This window comes from Pseudoalteromonas sp. CnMc7-15, from assembly GCF_022347925.1.
Lineage (GTDB): Bacteria > Pseudomonadota > Gammaproteobacteria > Enterobacterales > Alteromonadaceae > Pseudoalteromonas > Pseudoalteromonas ruthenica.
Window position 1 is genome coordinate 54,442 of sequence record NZ_JAKRFT010000004.1, and the last position, 19,805, is coordinate 74,246.

The following is a 19,805-nucleotide window of genomic DNA, read 5'->3' on the forward strand; positions in this document are numbered from 1 at the left end:
AACCAATCACCCTATGTACCACCTTTATCCACGCCCATCTGACGTTTACGTTAACGGCAACACCTATGTAAATATTTTAATACGCTGGGCGGGAATGTCGAGCTTCAGGTAGGACGGGCGCTGCCAGTCTAATCGCTGGCGACGCCCTTAACTGGTCAGAGCAGAACTTATTATTGTTCGCTCTGTGGCTGGGTGTACTTTGCCATCCACGCAAATACTTGCTGATACCAGTGAATTAAATTATCAGGATTATGGATCCAATGATTTTCCTCAGGGTAGACCACCAGCCGCGAGTCGATGCCCTTGCGTTGCAAGGTGGTAAACGCCCCTAAACTTTGCGCATATGGCACGCGGTAGTCTTTAAGGCCTTGAGTCACTAACATCGGTGTTTGCCAATTGGCGACGAAGTTAGCCGGGTTATACTTACTGTAATCCCCGTCTTTCGCCCAAAACGGGCCGCCCATTTCATGCTCAGCGAACCACAACTCTTCGGTGCTTTGGTGGAAGCTTGGCATATCAAATAAGCCCGCATGATTAACCAGACAGTTAAAGCCTTTAGGCCAATTTCCGGCAATCCAGTTCATCATGTAACCGCCGTAGGAGGCACCGAGGGCACAGCCGTTGTTAATGTCTAACCAAGCATAATTATCGCCCACGTAATCGAGACCTTTTTGTAGGTCTAGCAGCGGCTTACCTCCCCAATCGCGGGAAATAGAATTGGTAAACGCTTGGCCATAGCCCACCGAGCCATGAAAATCGATCATCACTACGCCATAGCCTTGCGCCGCCCAAAGCTGAGCATTCCAACGACTGTGGAACATATTGCCGAACGATCCTTGCGGCCCCCCATGGACTAAAAATGCCAGTGGATAGCGCTTGTTGGCATCGAACAGGGCCGGCTTAACAAGATAACCGTATACTTGTTCATCGTTAGCACCGCTGAAGCTAAATTGCTCTACGTCACCTAAAGTCACATCAGCCATTTTTTCTTTATTGACATCACTTAACTGCATTAAGCCGCTGCCATCGCGATTAATACGATAGAGCTCTTTCGGTGAATTCAGAGCATGGCGAGAAAACACGATTTGCTCGCCTACAACCTGCACGTCACCGACATAGCCATCGCTGAACACGCTACGGATATCGCCAAACCCGGTGCTGATTTCAAATAAGCTGGTCTGGCCTAAATCTTTGGCGGTGGCATAAATAGCACGGCCATTCGCACCGAATTGGAAGCTGCTCACACTGCGATCCCACTGCGGTGCCAGTGCTTTGTTCTCACCAGTGCGCAAATCTAGCAACTGCAAAGTGAACTTGTCTGATTCAAAGCCAGGTTTTGTCGTCGCTTTATAGGCAAGGTAGCGGCCGTCAGCGGAGAACTGCGGCGCCGCATCCCAGGCTTTGTTTGCTTCGGTGAGGTTGCGAATAGAGCCGCCTTCGATAGCCACTTCAAATAAATCGAAGTTTGTGCTCCAAGCGTTATCCGGGGCTTTAACTTTAGCGCTGAAAACCACCTTGGTGCCATCGGGGCTAATTGCCACTTCTTCCATGCCGGAAAAAGGCTTAGCAGGAACATCGGTTTGCCACTGTGGGGTGATGTCTTTAGCGTCGGTGATCACTTTATCGGTAAGTTTGGCGCTGAACAGGTGACGCACTTTATTGTCATTCCAGTGATCCCAATGCCGCACCATTAAACTGTCATAGACTTGGCCGTTATGGGCCGGTGGATTGGCATCGCGCTCGATAGTGCACGCCAAGGTATCACACTCGGGATAAACATCTAAGCTTAGTACCACGGATTGGTTGTCAGAACTTAAGGTGTAACCCTCGATATCCATGGGTAAGTCAGTAACGGGGCGCGCTTCTCCGCCACTAAGGGGCAGTCGCCACAGCTGATTGGAGCCCGAGCGGGCTGATAAAAAGTAGATTGCTTGGCCATCGCTAGAAAAGCGTACCGCTGTTTCACTGCTGCTGTCATAGGTTAACCGTGTCGCTTTCGCTAAATTGGTCGAGCCAGCATAACTGCTGCTCACTGCTGATAAGGGCTGCAAATATAAATCGCTGCCCTCGGGCGTTTTTACACCGTAAACGAGCTGCCTTCCATCACTGGATACCGCCACACTGTGCACTTTATTGAGCTGAGTTAGTTTTTCAACGCTGAGTACTTCAGCCTGGGCGCTCAGCGCTGAGCCGCCAAGCAACATCACACTGAGGATAGAATTTATTGTTGTCATTGTTTCACTCCATAAAAAAGAGCGCCAAGGCGCCCTTCTTAACCGAACCGATGCATTACTTCAACGCACCATCCAATTCTTCAATTTTTGCTTTCCAAATTGCTGGACCTTGGGTGTGAGCATTTGCTCCTTCGCTGTCCACGGCCACAGTGACCGGCATATCTTCTACTTCAAATTCGTAGATAGCTTCCATACCTAAGTCCTCAAATGCCACCACGCGGGCCTTTTTAATCGCTTTGGCGACCAGGTAAGCGGCGCCGCCAACAGCCATTAAGTATACCGCCTTGTTGTCTTTTATTGAGGCAACTGTAGCTGGACCGCGTTCAGCCTTACCAATCATGCCAATAAGGCCGGTTTTCTCTAGCATCACGTCGGTGAATTTATCCATACGGGTCGAGGTAGTGGGTCCTGCGGGGCCGACTACTTCATCGCCCACCGCATCCACAGGGCCCACGTAGTAAATAAATTTATTGGTAAAATCAACACCCTCAGGCAAGCCTTCACCGCTTTCAATCATTCCTTGCAAACGCTTGTGGGCCGCATCACGACCGGTCAGAATTTTACCGCTAAGCAGCACGGTTTCACCCATCTTCCAGTCTTGGATATCATCCTTGTTAAGGGTATCAAGATTAACGCGACGGGTGTCTTCGCCCACTTCCCAGGTCACTTCTGGCCAATCTTCTAATTTCGGCGGCTGTAAATCGGCGGGACCCGAGCCATCAAGAGTAAAGTGCACATGACGAGTTGCCGCGCAGTTGGGGATCATCACCACAGGCTTTGACGCCGCATGAGTGGGCGCGGTTTTCACCTTTACATCTACGACGGTGGTTAAACCACCGAGCCCCTGGGCACCAATACCCAGTTTGTTAGCACGCTCAAAAATCTCCAAGCGCATTTTCTCTTCGGTCGTTTCAGCCCCTCGTTCGATCAGCTCATGAATATCCACAGGGTCCATCAACGACTCTTTGGCCAATACTGCTGCTTTTTCCGCAGTGCCGCCAATACCGATACCTAACATACCCGGTGGACACCAACCAGCGCCCATTGTTGGTAAGGTTTTTTCTACCCATTCGGCAACATCATCGGAAGGGTTCAACATCACCATCTTGGTTTTGTTCTCAGAGCCGCCGCCTTTAGCCGCAATCATCACTTCCACTTCATTGCCTGGCACCATATCAATGTGCACCACGGACGGGGTGTTATCTTTGGTATTTTTTCGACTGCCAGCAGGGTCGGCAACTATCGATGCACGTAACGGGTTATCTGGATTGGTGTAGGCACGACGCGTTCCCTCATCCACCATTTGCTGCACCGTCATGTCGGTTTGATCCCACCGCACATCCATACCAACTTTAACAAAACAAGTAACAATGCCGGTATCTTGGCACAGTGGGCGTTTGCCCTCGGCAGACATACGAGAATTAATAAGGATCTGCGCAATGGCGTCTTTGGCCGCCTTGCTTTGCTCTTTGTTATAGGCTTTTTCTAAAGCTTGAACAAAGTCTAGCGGGTGATAAAAAGAAATATACTGCAGCGCATCGGCAATGCTGTCGATAAAATCTTGCTGGCGAATAGTGCTCATGATTAATCCTTCCTACTGGGTCACACCTTCAGTTAATACATAAGTCGGTGCGACGACTCGGTGACGTGTGCACGGTTAGACCGCGTCTTCTGATAAAGTGTAACTTATGATAACCTCCCTGCCCGTTTCGGGCTAGTTCTTCGAGTTGAAGATAATGACAAATTCGCAATTACATTGCCGTAAATTAGCGCTCTCATCCTCGCCATGTGAGGTGTTTGCCCAATTACACCATCTCCAAGGGGCGGTTTTTCTTGACTCTGCTAGTGCAGCGCACGTTAATAGCCGCTTCGATATCTTAGTGATTGAGCCTGAAGCGACGCTCAGCGTCGAGCACAACAAGGTATACCTAGACGGCGTTGAGCTGCATCAGGAGGTGTTCGCCTATATGCAGCAACGCCTAGCTGGCCTGTGCACGCAATCCCCGGCGCATGACCTGCCTTTTAGTGGCGGCTGGCTTGGCTACTTTGGCTATGATTTAGGACGCACCCTAGAGCGCCTACCCAGCTTAGCGACGGACGACATTGCCTTGGCGCAGATACAACTGGGCCTTTATCTTGATGCCTTAATTTACGATAAGGCGGCCAGCCAATGGTATTATATTGCCCAGCCAACGGTGGATGTCGAAGCCCGTTTACAGCGTTACCTGCAGCCACCCGCCGCCGCAAACGCAGGTAAATTTGCCTTAACCAGTGACTGGGCCTCCAATATGAGCCAAGCGCAATATGCCGATAAATTTGCAAAGATACAGGACTACTTGCGCAGCGGCGACTGCTATCAGATCAACCTGGCACAGCGCTTCAGTGCCACATATCAGGGCTGCGAATGGCAAGCCTATTGCCGTTTACGCAGCCACAACAGCGCCCCCTTTTCTGCTTTTATGCGTTTACCGCAAGGCTGCATTTTATCCATTTCGCCAGAGCGCTTTATCGAAGTGCACCACAATCAGGTCGAAAGCAAACCGATTAAAGGCACACTGCCGCGCAGCAGTGACCCTAAAAAAGATCAAGCCTTGGCAGCACAGTTGGCGAGCTCCCCCAAAGACCGCGCCGAGAACGTCATGATTGTCGATTTACTGCGTAATGACCTCGGCAAGGTTGCGAAACCGGGCTCGGTGCATGTGCCCTCACTTTTTGCCATAGAGAGCTTCCCCGCTGTCCATCATTTAGTCAGTACCGTACAGTCGCAATTGGCTGAGGGCAAGACGGCGCTCGACCAACTGAAGGCCGCATTCCCGGGTGGCTCTATTACCGGAGCCCCGAAAATCCGGGCGATGGAAATCATTGAAGAGCTCGAACCACATCGGCGCAGTGCCTATTGTGGTTCAATTGGCTACATTAGCGCCTGCGGTGATATGGACACCAGTATCACCATTCGTACCTTAGTCGCCAAAGACAATACCCTACATTGCTGGGCCGGTGGTGGCATTGTTGCCGACTCAGATGTTGCCTCTGAGTACCAAGAGACTTACGATAAGGTAAATAAAATCTTACCGGTATTGACGTGATAAAATCACCCCATGCGGCGCTCTCATGCGCTCAGGTTATTGCGCGGTTTAATCTCAGTGCCGCGCCCTCCAGCTTTGTTCCAACCCACCCAAAGCGCCGTAGCGCTGTGGTTATGCTGCTCTCAGAGTCTGAGCACGGAGCACAAGTGTTGCTGTGTAAACGCGGCGCTCACCTGCGCCACCATCCCAGCCAGCTGTGCTTTCCAGGAGGAAAGCAAGAGCGCGAAGATAAGACGCTTGCTCACACCGCCCTACGAGAGCTGCACGAGGAGCTGAATATAGACAGCAAAGATGTCACCATCATCGGCCGTCTCGATGAGGTGAGCACCCTCAATGATATGAGTATTACGCCGTATCTAGCACAGCTGCGCGCCGGTGCCCGTTGGCAAATTGATCAAAATGAGGTCGAAGCCGCATTTTTTGTGCCTCTGGCTGAACTGTTAGCAACCCAAAACTGGCAGTCTCTGCGGGTCGAGCGGCAACAAAAAAACCTCCACTTTCGCGTTTTTAAAACCCCTTATGGTCTGCTGTGGGGAGCGACCGAGCGAATTATTGAGCGCTTTACGAAGCGCCTTGGTCCGATCAGCTAAAATTAGTGTACAGAGGATTACATCCCTGGTGTTTAACGTTATGATGGGCGCCCGTTCAAAGGCAATGTGAGTATAGATTTTATGATCAGTGCATTCGATATGTTTAGCATTGGCATTGGGCCGTCGTCGTCCCATACCGTAGGCCCAATGCGCGCATCTCGGTTGTTTGTGCAAACCCTGCAAGAGCAAGGCACACTTGAGGATGTTACCGAGGTAAAAGTAGAGCTGTTTGGTTCCTTGGGTCAAACCGGTGTTGGCCATGGCTCAGGTAAAGCTGTTATTTTAGGGCTCGCCGGATACGACCCAGAGACGGTCGATGCCGACGCCGTACCCGATATTTTGGCTAAAATCGAACAAGAGCAGGTTATTTATCTCAATAAAACCCATCAGGCTAAGTTTCCAAAGCAAGGGGCGATTGTATTTCACCGCCGCAAGACCTTGCCCAAGCACTCTAATGCCATGGAGATTATTGCCTTTAAGGGTGATGAACGCATTGCCTCGCAAGTGTATTACTCTATTGGTGGCGGCTTTATCGTCAGCGACGAGGACTTTGATAAGGAAAAGCAGGCTGCGCTGGATATCCGTGAGCAAAACCCTGCCCCCTACCCGTTCGATAACGCACAGCAACTGCTAGAGCTTTGTAAGGAATCAGGCCTGAGCGTCTCAAGCCTAATGATGGCCAATGAGAAGACCTTGCGCGACGAAGCTGATATCAAAGATGAGTTATTTCATATTTGGCAGGTGATGAAAGCCTGTACTGAACGCGGTATGCGTACTGAGGGCATTCTGCCAGGCGGTCTGAAGGTGCGTCGTCGGGCACCCAGCTTATACTTAAAGCTAAACGTTGAGAACAATAACGACCCACTGAGAGCAATGGATTGGGTTGACCTATTCGCTCTTGCCGTGAACGAAGAAAACGCCGCTGGGGGCCGAGTAGTCACTGCCCCCACCAACGGCGCCGCAGGTATCCTGCCGGCAGTACTCATGTATTACCATACCTTTATCAAAGAGGTGGATCGCGATATCGCCACGCGCTATCTGCTTACCGCAGCAGCAATTGGTATCTTGTATAAAAAGAATGCTTCTATCTCCGGGGCCGAAGTGGGTTGTCAGGGCGAAGTGGGCGTTGCCTGTTCGATGGCTGCGGGCGCCTTAACGGAGATCATGGGTGGTAACGTAGTGCATGTAGAAAATGCCGCTGAAATCGGCATGGAGCATAACCTCGGTCTCACCTGCGATCCTGTGGGCGGCCTTGTGCAAGTGCCTTGCATAGAGCGCAACGCCATGGGTGCGATTAAAGCTATTAATGCCTCACGCCTAGCCATGCGCGGCAGCGGTGAGCAAAAGGTCTCCTTGGATAAAGTGATTAAAACCATGTGGGACACCGGCAATGATATGAAAACCAAATACAAAGAAACCGCTCGAGGCGGTCTGGCGGTAAACATCATTGAGTGTTAATCGCACAAAAGAAAGGCGCCAACAGGCGCCTTTTTCATATCATGACACTGATCACTTAGCGCACTGGCAACTCAATGCTTTCAAACATCGCATCGACGTCATCTTGATTACGTAATAAGCAGGCTTTTTCAACCCGATCTTTGGTCAAGTGCGGCGCAAAACGCTCAATGAAGTCATACATATAGCCACGCAAAAACGTTCCTTTACGGAAACCGATTTTGGTCGTGCTAGCCTCAAATAAGTGGCTGGCATCGATGCACACTAAATCTTTATCGGTGATTTCATCAACAGCCATCGAGGCGACCACCCCGACGCCCAAACCTAAACGTACATAGGTTTTTATAACGTCCGCATCCGTGGCGGTGAAGACTATATGGGGCTCTAACCCCTGAGCATTGAACGCTTTGTCTAGCTCTGAGCGACCCGTAAAGCCAAACACATAAGTGATCAGCGGAAACTCAGCAACATCAGCAATACTAAGGTTATCGGCTTTTTGCGCCAGCGGGTGAGTTTTCGCCACCACAATACTGCGATTCCAGTGATAGCAAGGCAACATCACTAAGTCGGAATACAAGTGTAAGGCTTCTGTTGCAATAGCAAAATCAGCATCTCCACGTGCCGCTGCATCAGAGATTTGCTGCGGCGTACCTTGATGCATATGCAATGAAACCGCCGGGTACTTTTTCATAAAACCTTGAATGACTTCAGGCAAGGCATAACGCGCTTGAGTGTGGGTGGTGGCAATATTAAGTTTACCTTGGTCTGGCAAGGTATGCTCATTGGCTACAGCCTTAATTCCCTCGACTTTGGAGAGAATCTCACGAGCAATATTGATAATGTCTTTACCGGCACTGGTTACGTGCGTCAGGTGCTTGCCACTGCGTCCAAAAATTTGCACCCCTAATTCGTCTTCCAACATACGTACTTGCTTGGAGATACCGGGCTGCGAAGTATAAAGACTCTCCGCTGTGGCGGATACATTGAGGTTGTGATTAAGCACCTCAACAATATACTTTAGCTGCTGTAGTTTCATGGTCGTTGTTACTTTCTATTATTATTTTACTTGCGATTGCACCAGGCGTTATACGCAGTGGCCTAGACCCTAATCTTCCTGGTGAATGGGAAGGCAAATCAACACCTTGAGCCCATCTTCTTATACATTTTAGCTATTGCGATTAGCTAGGCTAGCACATTTAATTATGTCTCGGTACTGTTGATTTATGTTCAAGGCTGCGATGTTCTCCTATACTCTTATTTTATTTAATGTTATTTCATGAATTTAACGTGTATTACTACCCCAACCTAGGTTCTTTCGGTTAAGATGGGTGGTAATTGGGCAACTCAATGAGTAAGAGAATCGGGGTATGATAGTCTCTATCATTATTATGTTAATTGTCGCGCTTATCGTTATTGCGGTTTGGGTAAGTGCAGTGCAACAGCATAAAGAAAAGCAAGAAGCTCAGCGCCGCCAAGAGCTCGCAAAGCAAAAAAAAATAATTGAAGAGACGGAAGAAGTGCTGGTCAACAGTGTCAATATCCCGTTATCTAATAATGTGATGATGATTCTTTATCGTCGAATTCACGATGCGCTCGCCGCCATGGTTGAGTTATCTCCCTCCTCGAAAGAGCTTAAATCTCGGCTTAATGATGCAAAAACTCGCTTAACCAGTGGTGTTGATGAGAGCGCCAATATGGGCGAGAACTTTGCTCTTCCCGATCATGACAAGCAGCTTATTTCATTGATACAGGGAATAAAGAAACTGCGCACCATCATGCGCTCTGAACACAGCAAGGGCAAAATCGATACCCCTGTGTTTATGCAAGAGGACAAAACCTTTGAGCGCCTGCAATTAAAAATAAATATTGAAAGCCAAATTAAGCGCGGCGTGGCTGCAAGAAACGCCAATATGGTTGGCTCGGCACGGCAGTATTTCGAAAAGGCGTATGCCACGATTACCGCCCTGAATTACAGCGACGACTATGTCACGAATAAGAAAAATCAGCTTGAGGATTATCTCAATGAGATCAGCTCTGAGTTGAAAGCCTCTAACGCCTCCGCCCGTAAAAAACGTGAAGAGGAAGAAAAAGACGATTTGGATGTGTTATTCGCACCAAAGAAAAAGTGGTAGCAGCGTAAATCAAGCTATAACAGATAGGCCGATATTAAACATCGCCTATCTGCTGCCTGTACCGGGCCAAGCAGGATAAGTACCTTACGCTCAACCCTCTTACCACCTTCAATCATTGATTCAATCATTGAGCTACACACCACCCAGCTATGTGTGCCAACACCCGAAACCAAACTCCCCATAGTGCTGCGCCTGTACGCAGGGCTAGCCATGATCTGAGTATGCTGAAGTACAACTACGAAGTGCGACGTCAAGGAGCGACAATTGACAATAGAGGCTGATTTTTTGAAGCTCGTTGGTTCATACAAAAAATAAAGGCACAGCGTCATAGCTGTGCCTTTTTAGCTGTTATATATGACCTTGCTTACTAAGATAAAAACATGAACTTAAGCAAAAATAGTACTGTTAGAATCCACACACTCAAGCTAATCTCTGCCCCCTTGTTACACACTAATTTCACCGCCGTATAGGCGATAAAGCCAAGGGCAATGCCGTGGGCAATGGAAAAAGTTAACGGCGTCATCAACAGCACCACGGCAACTGGAATCGCATCTGTCATATCATCCCAATCAACCAGCTTAAGGTTTTGCAGCATGAGCACCGAGACATACAAAATCGCACCCGCTGTTGCATAAGCTGGAACCATGGCTGCTAAAGGGGCAAAAAACATCATCAGTAGGAAGCAACAGCCCACCACCACAGCTGTTAAACCTGTACGCCCACCCACTGACACACCGGATACTGACTCGATGTAGGAAGTGGTCGTAGAGGTGCCAAGCATAGAGCCTGCAATTGTCGCCGTACTATCGGCACTCAGTGCTCGACCCAAACGTGGCATACGCCCTTGCTCATCGGCTAAGCCCGCTTTTTGCGTTACCGCCACTAAGGTGCCTGAGGTGTCGAACAAATCCACAAACAAGAATGCGAAAATGACACTGAGCATGGATAACTCTAACGCCGAGGCAAAATCTAATTGCATAAAGGTAGGAGCGATGGACGGTGGCGCTGAGATCACCCCTTGATATTCAACCAGCCCCATGGATAACGCAATGCCTGTAACCAACATAATACTGATCAATACGCCGCTTTTGATATCACGATACAACAACGCCGCTATTACGAAAAAGCTCAGGATAGCGAGCAAAGGCCCACTGCTGGTAATATCACCCATCTGAACGAGCGTGGCTGGACTGGCAACAACAATACCCGCGTTTTTCAGTGCGATGAGCGCCAGAAAAGCGCCAATCCCCGTGGCGATAGCGCGCTTAAGTACCAGTGGAATGGCATTGATTATCCACTCTCTGACCTTAAATAGGCTCAACGCTAAAAAGATACACCCCGACATAAATACCGCCGCTAAAGCCGCCTGCCAGGTGTAACCCATACCTAATACTACGCCGTAGGTAAAAAATGCATTTAAGCCCATGCCTGGCGCTAATGCTAACGGATAATTCGCCCAAAAACCCATAATGAAGCAACCGATAGCAGCAGCAATACAGGTTGCTACAAATGCTGCCCCTTGGTCCATTCCCGCCTCTGCTAGCATTGCCGGGTTGACAAACACGATGTACACCATGGTGATAAAGGTCGTGAGTCCTGCGATAACCTCGCGCTTAACGGAGCTTCCATGCGATTTTATTTTGAACAGTCTTTCGAACATAGGAGTAAACAGTGATACGTAAAATAGAAGCGGCGGATACTAGCATAAATGCGGACAAATGACCGCATGTTTACACAGCAATATTGGCACCGAAACACGGCTTTAGCTTCTTCGGTATCGCTAAGCGTTTAAAGCAACGAACAAGACGTTTAAAAAAGAAACAAAAAAAACTTGCACTGAATAACTGTATAAACTACTGTATACACATACTGTATAAAACACTGTATATGGTTCACAAAATCCACAGCGAGGCAATTATGTTACATACAGCAAGTGTTCGTCATGTTAAAAGCTATCAGCAAGATAACCCTAATGTGATCAATATCGTAAAAACTGAGGATGAGATCTCTGCAACATTTGAGATGCTTAAAATCGTTCATCGCTACAATCAAAATAATGGCTGGACGCTATTAGTCGCCCCTGACAATGTGCCTAGCCGCCACCTATTGGACGCGTGCTCTATCGACACGAATAAATTGCTGGTAATTCGGGCTAAACATGTTGTTGATATGGAGTACATGCTTAATTGTGCGCTGCAAAATGGCCGTTTTGCGGCGGTGATCACCTGGACGGACATTTTAAAACAGCAACAACTCGAAGCCTTACAACTTAATACCCACCAAGCTAAAGCACAGCTTTACTGTTTCACTACCGAGCATAACGCCAGCGAACAAACAACTGTGCCCTCGCAGTTACAAGTCTGCTAATATATTGGCGTGATTCCTTGTAGTTAGAAAATGCGATGTGCCATTGTGGATTGCCGCAGCCTTTTGCTGATTGCTGCGGCCGGTTTGTAAGTAGAGCTATTGATGCCCCCGACGCCCAGAGCCTGATGCGCTCTCGTTATAGTGCATTTTGTGAACAAGCTATTGATTACTTATGTTTTACCTGCTCAGATAAAGCCCTAGAACAAAACCCCAGAGAGGAAGTGGCTGAATTTGCCCAAGCTGCGCATTTTGTACGCTTACAGATAATGGATTATGAGCCTGGCGATGCTTTGGCCTATGTTGAATTTAAGGCTTTTTACATCATTGCTGATACCCTTCACTGTATTCATGAACGCTCACAGTTCATTCAACAGCACCACCAGTGGAAATACGACAGCGGGCGGTTGTTTGAAGCCGCTGATGTAAAGCTTAGACGCAACGATCCCTGCCCATGCTTAAGTGGCAATAAATTCAAAAAATGCTGTATGTCTTGATGTGATACCGCCGCCCAGTGGCAGCTTTAGGTATTCGCTTAATTAGTACAAGAAACCCTTGGCTCGCACCTGCTATTGCACCCTGATTAGCGCGCTCTGACTGGCCATGCGCCATTATGCGCAGGCCATTACGCGTATGCTAAAGACGAGGACTTATTAATATCCACAAGTTGATCGTAAAAGGCTGCACTATCCATTTGCGGCTCGTTCAGTGGCTCATATTGGCGATGATGTTTTGCCTGTACGCTCGGATCGCAATTATCAATTATAGGTAGTGGAACATAGGTTTTGTCGTCTCGCACTGCCAAAGGCTCGGGGGTTAGACACTCTTTTAAGCGCAGAGTTGTCATTGAGCTTTGCGCCAATAATGCCCTGTCATGCTGAGCTCTATCTATTTGGTAATCCGGTAATGCCGTTGGTTTTGCAGGCGCAGCGCCCAACTGCAATCGCAACTGCTGCTCATCCACTTGGTGAGATTCTAGTTCCGATTTGGGAAGGTGAAACTGGGCAAAATCGAGTGCATCTGCTGATAATGATGCTAACAGCCAAGCAAAGTCTCCACGACGGGCCTCATGGACACTGCGACATAATTGCGAGTCCATTTGTAGTTCGTTACGAATGACGGGCTTAACTTGCATAAACTTTATTCAACCTGAATTACTTCTAAACAGTTATCGGCCTTTTTTCAGCTTTCTTTAGTTTTTTTCTTTACTTGGACTCTGAGTTTGCTATTATCGCCGCCGTTGTTTAGGAGGGGTTCCCGAGCGGCCAAAGGGATCAGACTGTAAATCTGACGGCATTGCCTTCGCTGGTTCGAATCCAGCTCCCTCCACCACTTAACAACACACATCATTCTATTGGAGGGGTTCCCGAGCGGCCAAAGGGATCAGACTGTAAATCTGACGGCATTGCCTTCGCTGGTTCGAATCCAGCTCCCTCCACCACTTTCCTATCGTACAAAATCCAACAGATGTGCATTCTCTTTAAGCCATAACCGTGCTTGGTCGGTATGCTCGTAGTAGCCATTAACCAGTGCCCAAAATTGATGGCTGTGATCCATATGTACCCGGTGCGCCAGCTCGTGAACTATGACATAGTCAATAACCCAATGCGGAGCTCCTGCCAGCAAGGTATTAAAACATAACTCACCACGCGAATCGCAACTGCCCCAACGACGCTTGTACACTTTAACGCTAATGCCGTTAGCGGCGATATTCATCACCTTTTGCCACTGCATTATGCGGGCCGATAAGTGATCAGATAATTCATCGTGCATCAGTGCCAATAGCTGTTGATTAAAATAGCGCTGGCGATGCTTCACTCGCTTACTGATTACGATGTTTATCGTTTGGTTATCTGTCTGCTCAAGTGAGCTCTCGCTTACCTCTATTGCACGTAATTCACCGAAAAGCATAATGCGACGATGTAGCCAAGGGTTATACCTAGCCGCTTCAATATCAGATTGTTTATGTAATTGTTTGTTTATCCACGCCTGTTTGCTCTCAACGAAGTCTGCAATGAAATCACGACATGCCCCATAAGGTGCTTTCACACTCACTTGCTGATTTTTGACCACCAAAGCTAGCGTTCGTCGACGGCTGTAGTGCACATCATATTGCCTACTCATACTAAACCTTTGTTGTAATTACTTGAACTAAAAGAGTTTGCCAAACAATGTGCTAACATTAAGTACATCCTTTGCAGCGCTACTAATATGATACCGTAATTACGCTCTTGGGTAAGCTTGCAGCGCACTCATAAATAACTAAACTCAGCCGTCGCTGCGCTGATAGAACAATCAGTGTCATTGTAAGATACAGGGCGCTTTCACTTTTGTGCGCGACACGTGGTTTTTCACTGTGCTAGGCTGTGATTGCCACTTGGCATCCGTTGTTGGAGTATCGAAGTACTTTATGTTTTCTCAGTTTTTTATTACCGACCCTGCTCCCGAATTGCTGGTCAATGGCAGCTATGATTGGGCCTTAGTGTTACTTTCGGTCACTGTTGCCATTTTTGCATCTTTCTTTGCGCTGCAATTAAGGGAATTTGCTCAACAACAACGCCACACTCCATTTTATCGCATGGCACTGCCAGCAAGTGCCGCCGCTTTTGCCGCTGGCGTGTGGAGTATGCACTTTATCGGAATGCTGGCATTTAGCTTATGCGTCAGCGTCGACTATGATTTCACAGTGACGGTGGTGTCATTCATCCCTGTCTTTTTAGCCACTGCCTTAGGGTTCCATTTACTCAGTACGAACAACCCTTCTCGAGCCAAGCTTGCGCTCAGTGCCCTGCTGTTGGGCGCCGGCATAGGGGTTATGCATTACACGGGTATGGCCGCGATGCGCCTAGGGCCAATGCTAGGCTATGACCCACTTTGGTTTGTTGTCTCTGTATTAGTGGCGGTCATTCTTGCATGGCTCGGCCTGGCCGCTCATTTATATTTACAACCCACAGGGCGCAGCACTCTAGGGCAAACCGGTTATCGTATTCTCAGCGCCATAGTTATGGGCTGCGCAGTCTCTGGCATGCATTATACCGGGATGCAAGCGGCACGATTTGTGGCCCAATCCCCGGTGTACAGTGAGCTCACCGATAATAGCCATGTAACCGATCTCGCTCTGAGTATTGCTATTGTAAGCCTCTTGCTCAGTGGTCTCATTGCTTTATTGCACAGTGTGATGCGCTATCGTTTGGCCCTTCAGCAACAACTTATCACTCAATCACGCCTTGAAGCGGTCCTCAATACCGCCGTCGATGGCATTATTACCATTAGCGCGAAAGGCCAAGTACTGAGCTTCAACGCCGGAGCCGAACGTATACTCGGGTATCATCGCGATGAAGTGATTGGCGAAAACGTAAAAATGCTGATGCCACAAGAAATCGCCAATCAACATGATAATTACTTAAGTGCCTACCAAAGTACCGGCATTAAAAACATTATTGGTTCCGGACGTGAGGTCAACGCCGAACATAAAAATGGCGCGCTGATCCCCATTCGTTTGGGGGTTGGTGAAGTCGCTATTCCCGGACAAAAGCGCATGTTTGTAGGTTTTATTACTGACTTGAGCGCACAAAAGGCGATGCAAAATCAGCTTGCCCAACAAGAGCGTCATTATCGCACTTTGTTAACTAATATGCCCGGCGTGGCTTTTCGCTGCCGTTTAGATAAGCATTGGAGCATGCTCTACATTAGCCCCATCGTAAAACAATTAACCGGCTATGATGACCAGCAGTTTATCGACGGCAGTGTTAACTTTGACATGCTTATCTCTGCGCAGCATAGCGACTATGTGCGCGAGCAAATATACAGCGCACTTGCACAAGGAAAAAAACACTACTCTTTTGAATACCAAATACAGTGTCGCGATGGCAGCCGTAAATGGGTGATTGATAAGGGAACATTTGAGCATACCGAAGGAGAAGAGCTTTTCATTGCAGGCGTATTGGTCGATATCAGTGAGCGCCAACAAATGGAGCAAGAGCTTGTAAAAGCGAAAGAGAAAGCCGAAGCCGCAGCGGAGACAAAGCAAGCCTTTTTAGCCAATATGAGTCATGAAATACGCACGCCCATGAACTCCATCATTGGCTTCTCTGAAGTGCTGCTAGATAGCCCATTGAATAAACAACAGCGTCAGCAACTCACCAACGTATTGCAATCTGCACGCTCTTTGCTGCATTTACTCAATGATATTTTAGACTCCGCCAAGCTTGAGCAAGGTAAAGTGAGTATTGAGTCAGTGCCCTTTAATTTGCTGGCTCTCGTCGACTCTGTGGTCTCCAGCTTTTATCACAGCGCTGAACATAAGCAGCTCTCGGTTGCCCTGAATATGGATAGTAATCTCGGTGAGCACTATCGCGGCGATCCGCAGCGCTTACGTCAAGTATTAGTCAACTTAATCGGCAACGCAGTAAAATTTACCGAGCAAGGCAGTGTCACCGTCAATGTTCGCGGCGATAATCAAGGTGTCTATTTTGAGGTGGTTGATACTGGCATTGGTATCGCCCCCGAGCGGGTGGGTGCTATTTTCAACCCCTTCGAGCAAGCAGACGACAGTACCACGCGGCGTTTTGGCGGCACCGGTCTAGGCACTACCATTAGCCGCCAGCTCGTACAACTTATGGGCGGGGATATAGGCGTCACCAGCACCTTGGGCCAAGGTAGTACATTTTACTTTACCCTGCCCCTAAAACAGGTAGCGGGCGAGCACATCAATGAGCAGAGCTCATTGACCCCACTTAGCGAAATGCCTAAATTGCGAATACTGGTGGCTGATGATGTACCGCAAAACCGCGAGCTACTGCAACTACGCCTAGCTAAACTCGGTCATCAAGTAGAGGCCGCTGATGACGGCGAGCAAGCAGTGCAACTGGCCACAAGTAATAGTTATGACATTGTGTTGATGGATATTCATATGCCCAAGTGTGATGGTCTCCAAGCAACCCGACAATTGCGTCAATATGAGCAGCACAACGAGGTTGCTACAACGCCCGTTATTGCTTTAACGGCCAGTGTCATGGGCAGTGACCGTGAAGCGGCTAAAGCCGCTGGAATGGACGGCTTTGCCAGCAAACCTGTGGTGCTGAGCGATTTACTAACGGAAATAGCCCGCGTTCTCGATATCGATTTGGCTGCACATGTATTCGCACAAACTAACGCCACCGCCCACGACAGCCAACAGCTGGTCAACGAAACCCAAGGAGCGGAGCTGTGGGGTTCAAAAGCGCACTACCTCAAGGAACTAAAGCACTTCTATAGGCAGCGCAATGAGCAGCTGCGAACACTGAGTAAGTATGATCAGCTCAGCGCCGATCAGCTTGTTGACGTGCATACATTAAAAGGATTAGCCGGTAATCTAGCCCTGCCCAAATTAGCCGATACATTAAAGTCGATTGAACGACAAAAGCAGGTTCAAGACCCTCATCGGTTTGCTCTATTCAGCTGTATTGATGAGCTCTATCAATATCTGCAAAACCACACTGACGCGCCTAGCAAAGTCGTGAGAAGTCACCATAGCGATGAGGACTTTAAGCAATTATTGCGAGAGGTTGCGCAGTTATGCGATAACTTTGAATATGATAGTGAACACAGTGAACAACTTATTGCGGCAACGCCACAACAATGGCATAAACAAGTAATGGATATCGCGAATCTCATTAACGAATTCGAGTTTGCGGCGGCAAAAGTCGCTATTGAGCAATTACTTGAGCAACTGCAGAGTGTGCAACATGATTGAGACACAAAAGCCGACTCTCCTAGCTGTAGATGATGAGCCGACGAACCTTAAGGTTTTAAATCAAGTATTAGGAAATGACTATCGCCTTATATTTGCAAAATCAGGGCCTCAAGCTTTGGAATTAGCTCATAGCAAGCAACCCGCGCTCATTTTACTTGATGTTATGATGCCAGATATGTCTGGCTTTGAAGTATGTGAACTGTTAAAGCAACGGCCAAGTACGCAGGCTATTCCGGTTATTTTTGTGACCGCCATGCAAGACGAAGTAGATGAAACGCAAGGCTTTGCCAAAGGCGCGGTTGATTACATTACTAAGCCAATCAGCCCAGCAATCGTCAAAGCGCGGGTTAAAAATCATTTGTCTTTAGTGCAAGCTGACTTACTCAAAGCCGCGCAACTTGAATTGATCCAACGCCTGAGTCATGCAGCCGAATACAAAGACAATGAAACCGGACAACACATAATTCGCATGAGTCGTTATTGCCACATCATCGCGCGCGCTTATGGCTTTAATGAGGCCCATGCCGAGTCGTTGCTGCTTGCGGCGCCAATGCATGATATTGGCAAAATCGGTATCCCCGATAATATTCTTCTTAAACCTGGGCGCTTGGATCAAGACGAATACCGGCAAATGCAAACTCATGCCAGCATTGGTGCGGATATCTTGGCAGGCTCAAGTTCTGCATTAATCCAACTTGCCCACCGACTTGCCCTTGAGCACCATGAGCGCTTTGATGGCAACGGCTACCCAAATGGCTTACAGGGCGAAGAGATCTCCATAGAGGGCCGTATATGTGCCATTGCCGATGTATTCGACGCACTGACTTCGAAGCGGCCATACAAAGAACCTTGGCCAATCGACAAAGCCGTGCAGTTACTTCAAGAAGAGAAAGGCAAGCACTTTGACCCCGAACTGGTGGATATTTTTATGGCTTGTTTGGACGATATTCTTGCTGTTAAAGCACAATATCCAAGCTAGAGCAGCTCAGCAACGGCCTCATATTCATAACAGGTAATTTCATGGACATTGTCGCTGGGATCACGAAAGTACAATGACCAAGATACCTGATGATCGGCTCGCGTGACCTTGATATCGCAATCGTGCAGGTGCTGTTGCCAGTGCACAAAGGCTAACGCATCGCAACGAAACGCGATGCCGTTGCTTTTTTTATCACCAACAAATAAAGCCAAGCAAATCGACTTTGCCTGATCTTGCAGCATAAGCGGTCCATCGTGTTGCTGTTCAAACCAAAAAGCCAACTCGGGGACGATATCAAAACCCATTACTTGACGATAAAACGCCAATGCAACCTCAATATCATGCACTTGTATATGGCAATGGTGTACGCCACGCAATAACGGTGGGTTACTCATAGGCAATACCTATCTCTTCGCCGAGTTGGCGTAAGAAATCGTGCATGTACTGCGTGCGCTTATGTGCTTCATATCGAGCACTAGCCGTGTTCATGCTCTCACCTATGTGCAATAACTTCACAAAAAAGTGATCAAGGGTGTATTTACTGTCATCAGCTTGGCGGTTCTTACAAAACGGATCCTGGGGGTGATATAGGCCACGACAAATCGCCCCGCCTACTTTCATGCAGCGACTCACTCCCACTGCGCCAAGGGCATCCATACGGTCGGCATCTTGTACTATCTGCGCTTCTAAAGTGGTGGGTGTGACATTGGCACTAAAGCTATGGGCGACAATAGCATGGTGAATAGCATCGAAATAGCGACTGTCATAATGAATACTGTGCAAAAAGCTTAACGCCTTGTCGGCTGCCATGGTCGATGCCTTCGCTCTGTCCGGATGGTTTTTCGCCACCGCAACACAATCGTGCAGCCACGCCGCAGGCAGCACCACTTCAATCTTGGCATGCTCCTGTTCACACAAAGTTTTCGCCACCTGCACAACGCGTTCAATATGCGTAATGTCATGAGCTGAGTCGGCGCTACCGCAACTGAGAATAAAATCGCGACATTGTTGTTCGATTTCTTGCATAGTATTCATTATTAAGAGTTTATGTGATGACAATAAATCACTCATCGGCTATTGGCAAAATTAATTTGAGAAAGCGCCTTAAGATGCCTAGAATAGCGCCTCTCAAACCAACGACCTAGCGTGTCAACATGCCTTGCGGTGGGTATTCCATTGCCTCAGTGCACAGCAGCTTCAACATACTCACTCTAGGAATTATTAGGAGGCT

At 48.3% G+C, this 19,805-nt stretch carries 16 protein-coding genes and 2 tRNA genes; 10 read left to right on the top strand and 8 right to left on the bottom strand.

What is annotated here, in order from left to right; genetic code table 11:
• Positions 1-170 precede the first annotated feature (170 nt).
• On the bottom strand, positions 171-2,234 hold the full coding sequence (locus MHM95_RS10680; protein WP_239385258.1) for a S9 family peptidase: 2,064 nt from the start codon (positions 2,232-2,234) through the stop codon (positions 171-173).
• Between the two features lie 55 nt (positions 2,235-2,289).
• Complete coding sequence (locus tag MHM95_RS10685) at positions 2,290-3,816, bottom strand: fumarate hydratase (protein ID WP_022945861.1); 1,527 nt, start codon at positions 3,814-3,816, stop codon at positions 2,290-2,292.
• A gap of 154 nt (positions 3,817-3,970) precedes the next feature.
• On the opposite strand from MHM95_RS10685, the gene pabB reads away from it, so the two are divergent.
• The 3 genes from pabB to MHM95_RS10700 all read left to right on the top strand — a co-directional run bounded on the left by pabB (position 3,971) and on the right by MHM95_RS10700 (position 7,368).
• Positions 3,971-5,320, top strand: a complete 1,350-nt coding sequence (gene pabB, locus MHM95_RS10690) for an aminodeoxychorismate synthase component I (protein WP_239385259.1) — start codon at positions 3,971-3,973, stop codon at positions 5,318-5,320.
• Positions 5,317-5,910: a CoA pyrophosphatase gene (locus tag MHM95_RS10695; RefSeq protein ID WP_052698093.1), complete on the top strand. Its 594-nt coding sequence runs from the start codon at positions 5,317-5,319 to the stop codon at positions 5,908-5,910. Before pabB ends, MHM95_RS10695 begins: the two co-directional genes overlap by 4 nt.
• 81 nt (positions 5,911-5,991) lie before the next feature.
• The gene (locus MHM95_RS10700; protein WP_022944049.1) at positions 5,992-7,368 is read left to right on the top strand and encodes an L-serine ammonia-lyase; all 1,377 of its coding nucleotides are present in this window, start codon (positions 5,992-5,994) and stop codon (positions 7,366-7,368) included.
• Between the two features lie 55 nt (positions 7,369-7,423).
• Here MHM95_RS10700 and cysB read toward each other — a convergent pair whose 3' ends face one another.
• On the bottom strand, positions 7,424-8,401 hold the full coding sequence (cysB, locus tag MHM95_RS10705) for an HTH-type transcriptional regulator CysB (protein ID WP_022944048.1): 978 nt from the start codon (positions 8,399-8,401) through the stop codon (positions 7,424-7,426).
• Positions 8,402-8,732: 331 nt separating this feature from the next.
• Here cysB and MHM95_RS10710 point away from each other — a divergent pair, with 331 nt between their 5' ends.
• Positions 8,733-9,497, top strand: coding sequence for a hypothetical protein (locus tag MHM95_RS10710; RefSeq protein WP_045978091.1), 765 nt, complete (start codon positions 8,733-8,735; stop codon positions 9,495-9,497).
• 367 nt (positions 9,498-9,864) lie between these two features.
• Here the strand turns inward: MHM95_RS10710 and MHM95_RS10715 are convergent, their stop codons facing one another.
• Entirely contained in the window at positions 9,865-11,157 is a 1,293-nt protein-coding gene (locus MHM95_RS10715) for an NCS2 family permease (RefSeq protein WP_026110986.1), read from the bottom strand.
• A 257-nt stretch (positions 11,158-11,414) separates the two neighbouring features.
• Between MHM95_RS10715 and MHM95_RS10720 the strand changes: the two genes are divergently transcribed.
• Complete coding sequence (locus MHM95_RS10720; RefSeq protein WP_026110985.1) at positions 11,415-11,864, top strand: SulA-like leucine-rich domain-containing protein; 450 nt, start codon at positions 11,415-11,417, stop codon at positions 11,862-11,864.
• Positions 11,865-11,989: 125 nt separating this feature from the next.
• Entirely contained in the window at positions 11,990-12,358 is a 369-nt protein-coding gene (locus MHM95_RS10725; RefSeq protein ID WP_239385260.1) for a YchJ family metal-binding protein, read from the top strand.
• A gap of 128 nt (positions 12,359-12,486) precedes the next feature.
• Here the strand turns inward: MHM95_RS10725 and MHM95_RS10730 are convergent, their stop codons facing one another.
• Positions 12,487-12,996 carry a VC2046/SO_2500 family protein gene (locus tag MHM95_RS10730; protein ID WP_239385261.1) on the bottom strand — a complete coding sequence of 170 codons (510 nt, stop codon included), beginning with the start codon at positions 12,994-12,996 and terminating at the stop codon, positions 12,487-12,489.
• 112 nt (positions 12,997-13,108) lie between these two features.
• Between MHM95_RS10730 and MHM95_RS10735 the strand changes: the two genes are divergently transcribed.
• Both MHM95_RS10735 and MHM95_RS10740 read left to right on the top strand, forming a co-directional pair.
• Positions 13,109-13,193 (top strand) — tRNA-Tyr (locus tag MHM95_RS10735).
• A 24-nt stretch (positions 13,194-13,217) separates the two neighbouring features.
• Positions 13,218-13,302 (top strand) — tRNA-Tyr (locus MHM95_RS10740).
• A 5-nt stretch (positions 13,303-13,307) separates the two neighbouring features.
• Here the strand turns inward: MHM95_RS10740 and MHM95_RS10745 are convergent.
• Positions 13,308-13,985, bottom strand: a complete 678-nt coding sequence (locus MHM95_RS10745) for a YgjP-like metallopeptidase domain-containing protein (protein WP_022944041.1) — start codon at positions 13,983-13,985, stop codon at positions 13,308-13,310.
• Positions 13,986-14,271: 286 nt separating this feature from the next.
• Between MHM95_RS10745 and MHM95_RS10750 the strand changes: the two genes are divergently transcribed.
• Both MHM95_RS10750 and MHM95_RS10755 read left to right on the top strand, forming a co-directional pair.
• On the top strand, positions 14,272-17,595 hold the full coding sequence (locus MHM95_RS10750) for an MHYT domain-containing protein (protein ID WP_239385262.1): 3,324 nt from the start codon (positions 14,272-14,274) through the stop codon (positions 17,593-17,595).
• Positions 17,588-18,574 (top strand): HD domain-containing phosphohydrolase, encoded by a 987-nt coding sequence (locus MHM95_RS10755; protein WP_151172943.1) that lies wholly within the window; start codon positions 17,588-17,590, stop codon positions 18,572-18,574. Before MHM95_RS10750 ends, MHM95_RS10755 begins: the two co-directional genes overlap by 8 nt.
• Here the strand turns inward: MHM95_RS10755 and MHM95_RS10760 are convergent.
• Positions 18,571-18,969 (bottom strand): VOC family protein, encoded by a 399-nt coding sequence (locus MHM95_RS10760; RefSeq protein WP_239385263.1) that lies wholly within the window; start codon positions 18,967-18,969, stop codon positions 18,571-18,573. The genes MHM95_RS10755 and MHM95_RS10760 overlap by 4 nt on opposite strands.
• A complete protein-coding gene (locus tag MHM95_RS10765) occupies positions 18,962-19,645 on the bottom strand; it encodes an HD domain-containing protein (RefSeq protein ID WP_151172944.1) in 684 nt (227 codons plus the stop codon). The genes MHM95_RS10760 and MHM95_RS10765 overlap by 8 nt, the downstream gene beginning before the upstream one ends.
• Positions 19,646-19,805 lie beyond the last annotated feature (160 nt).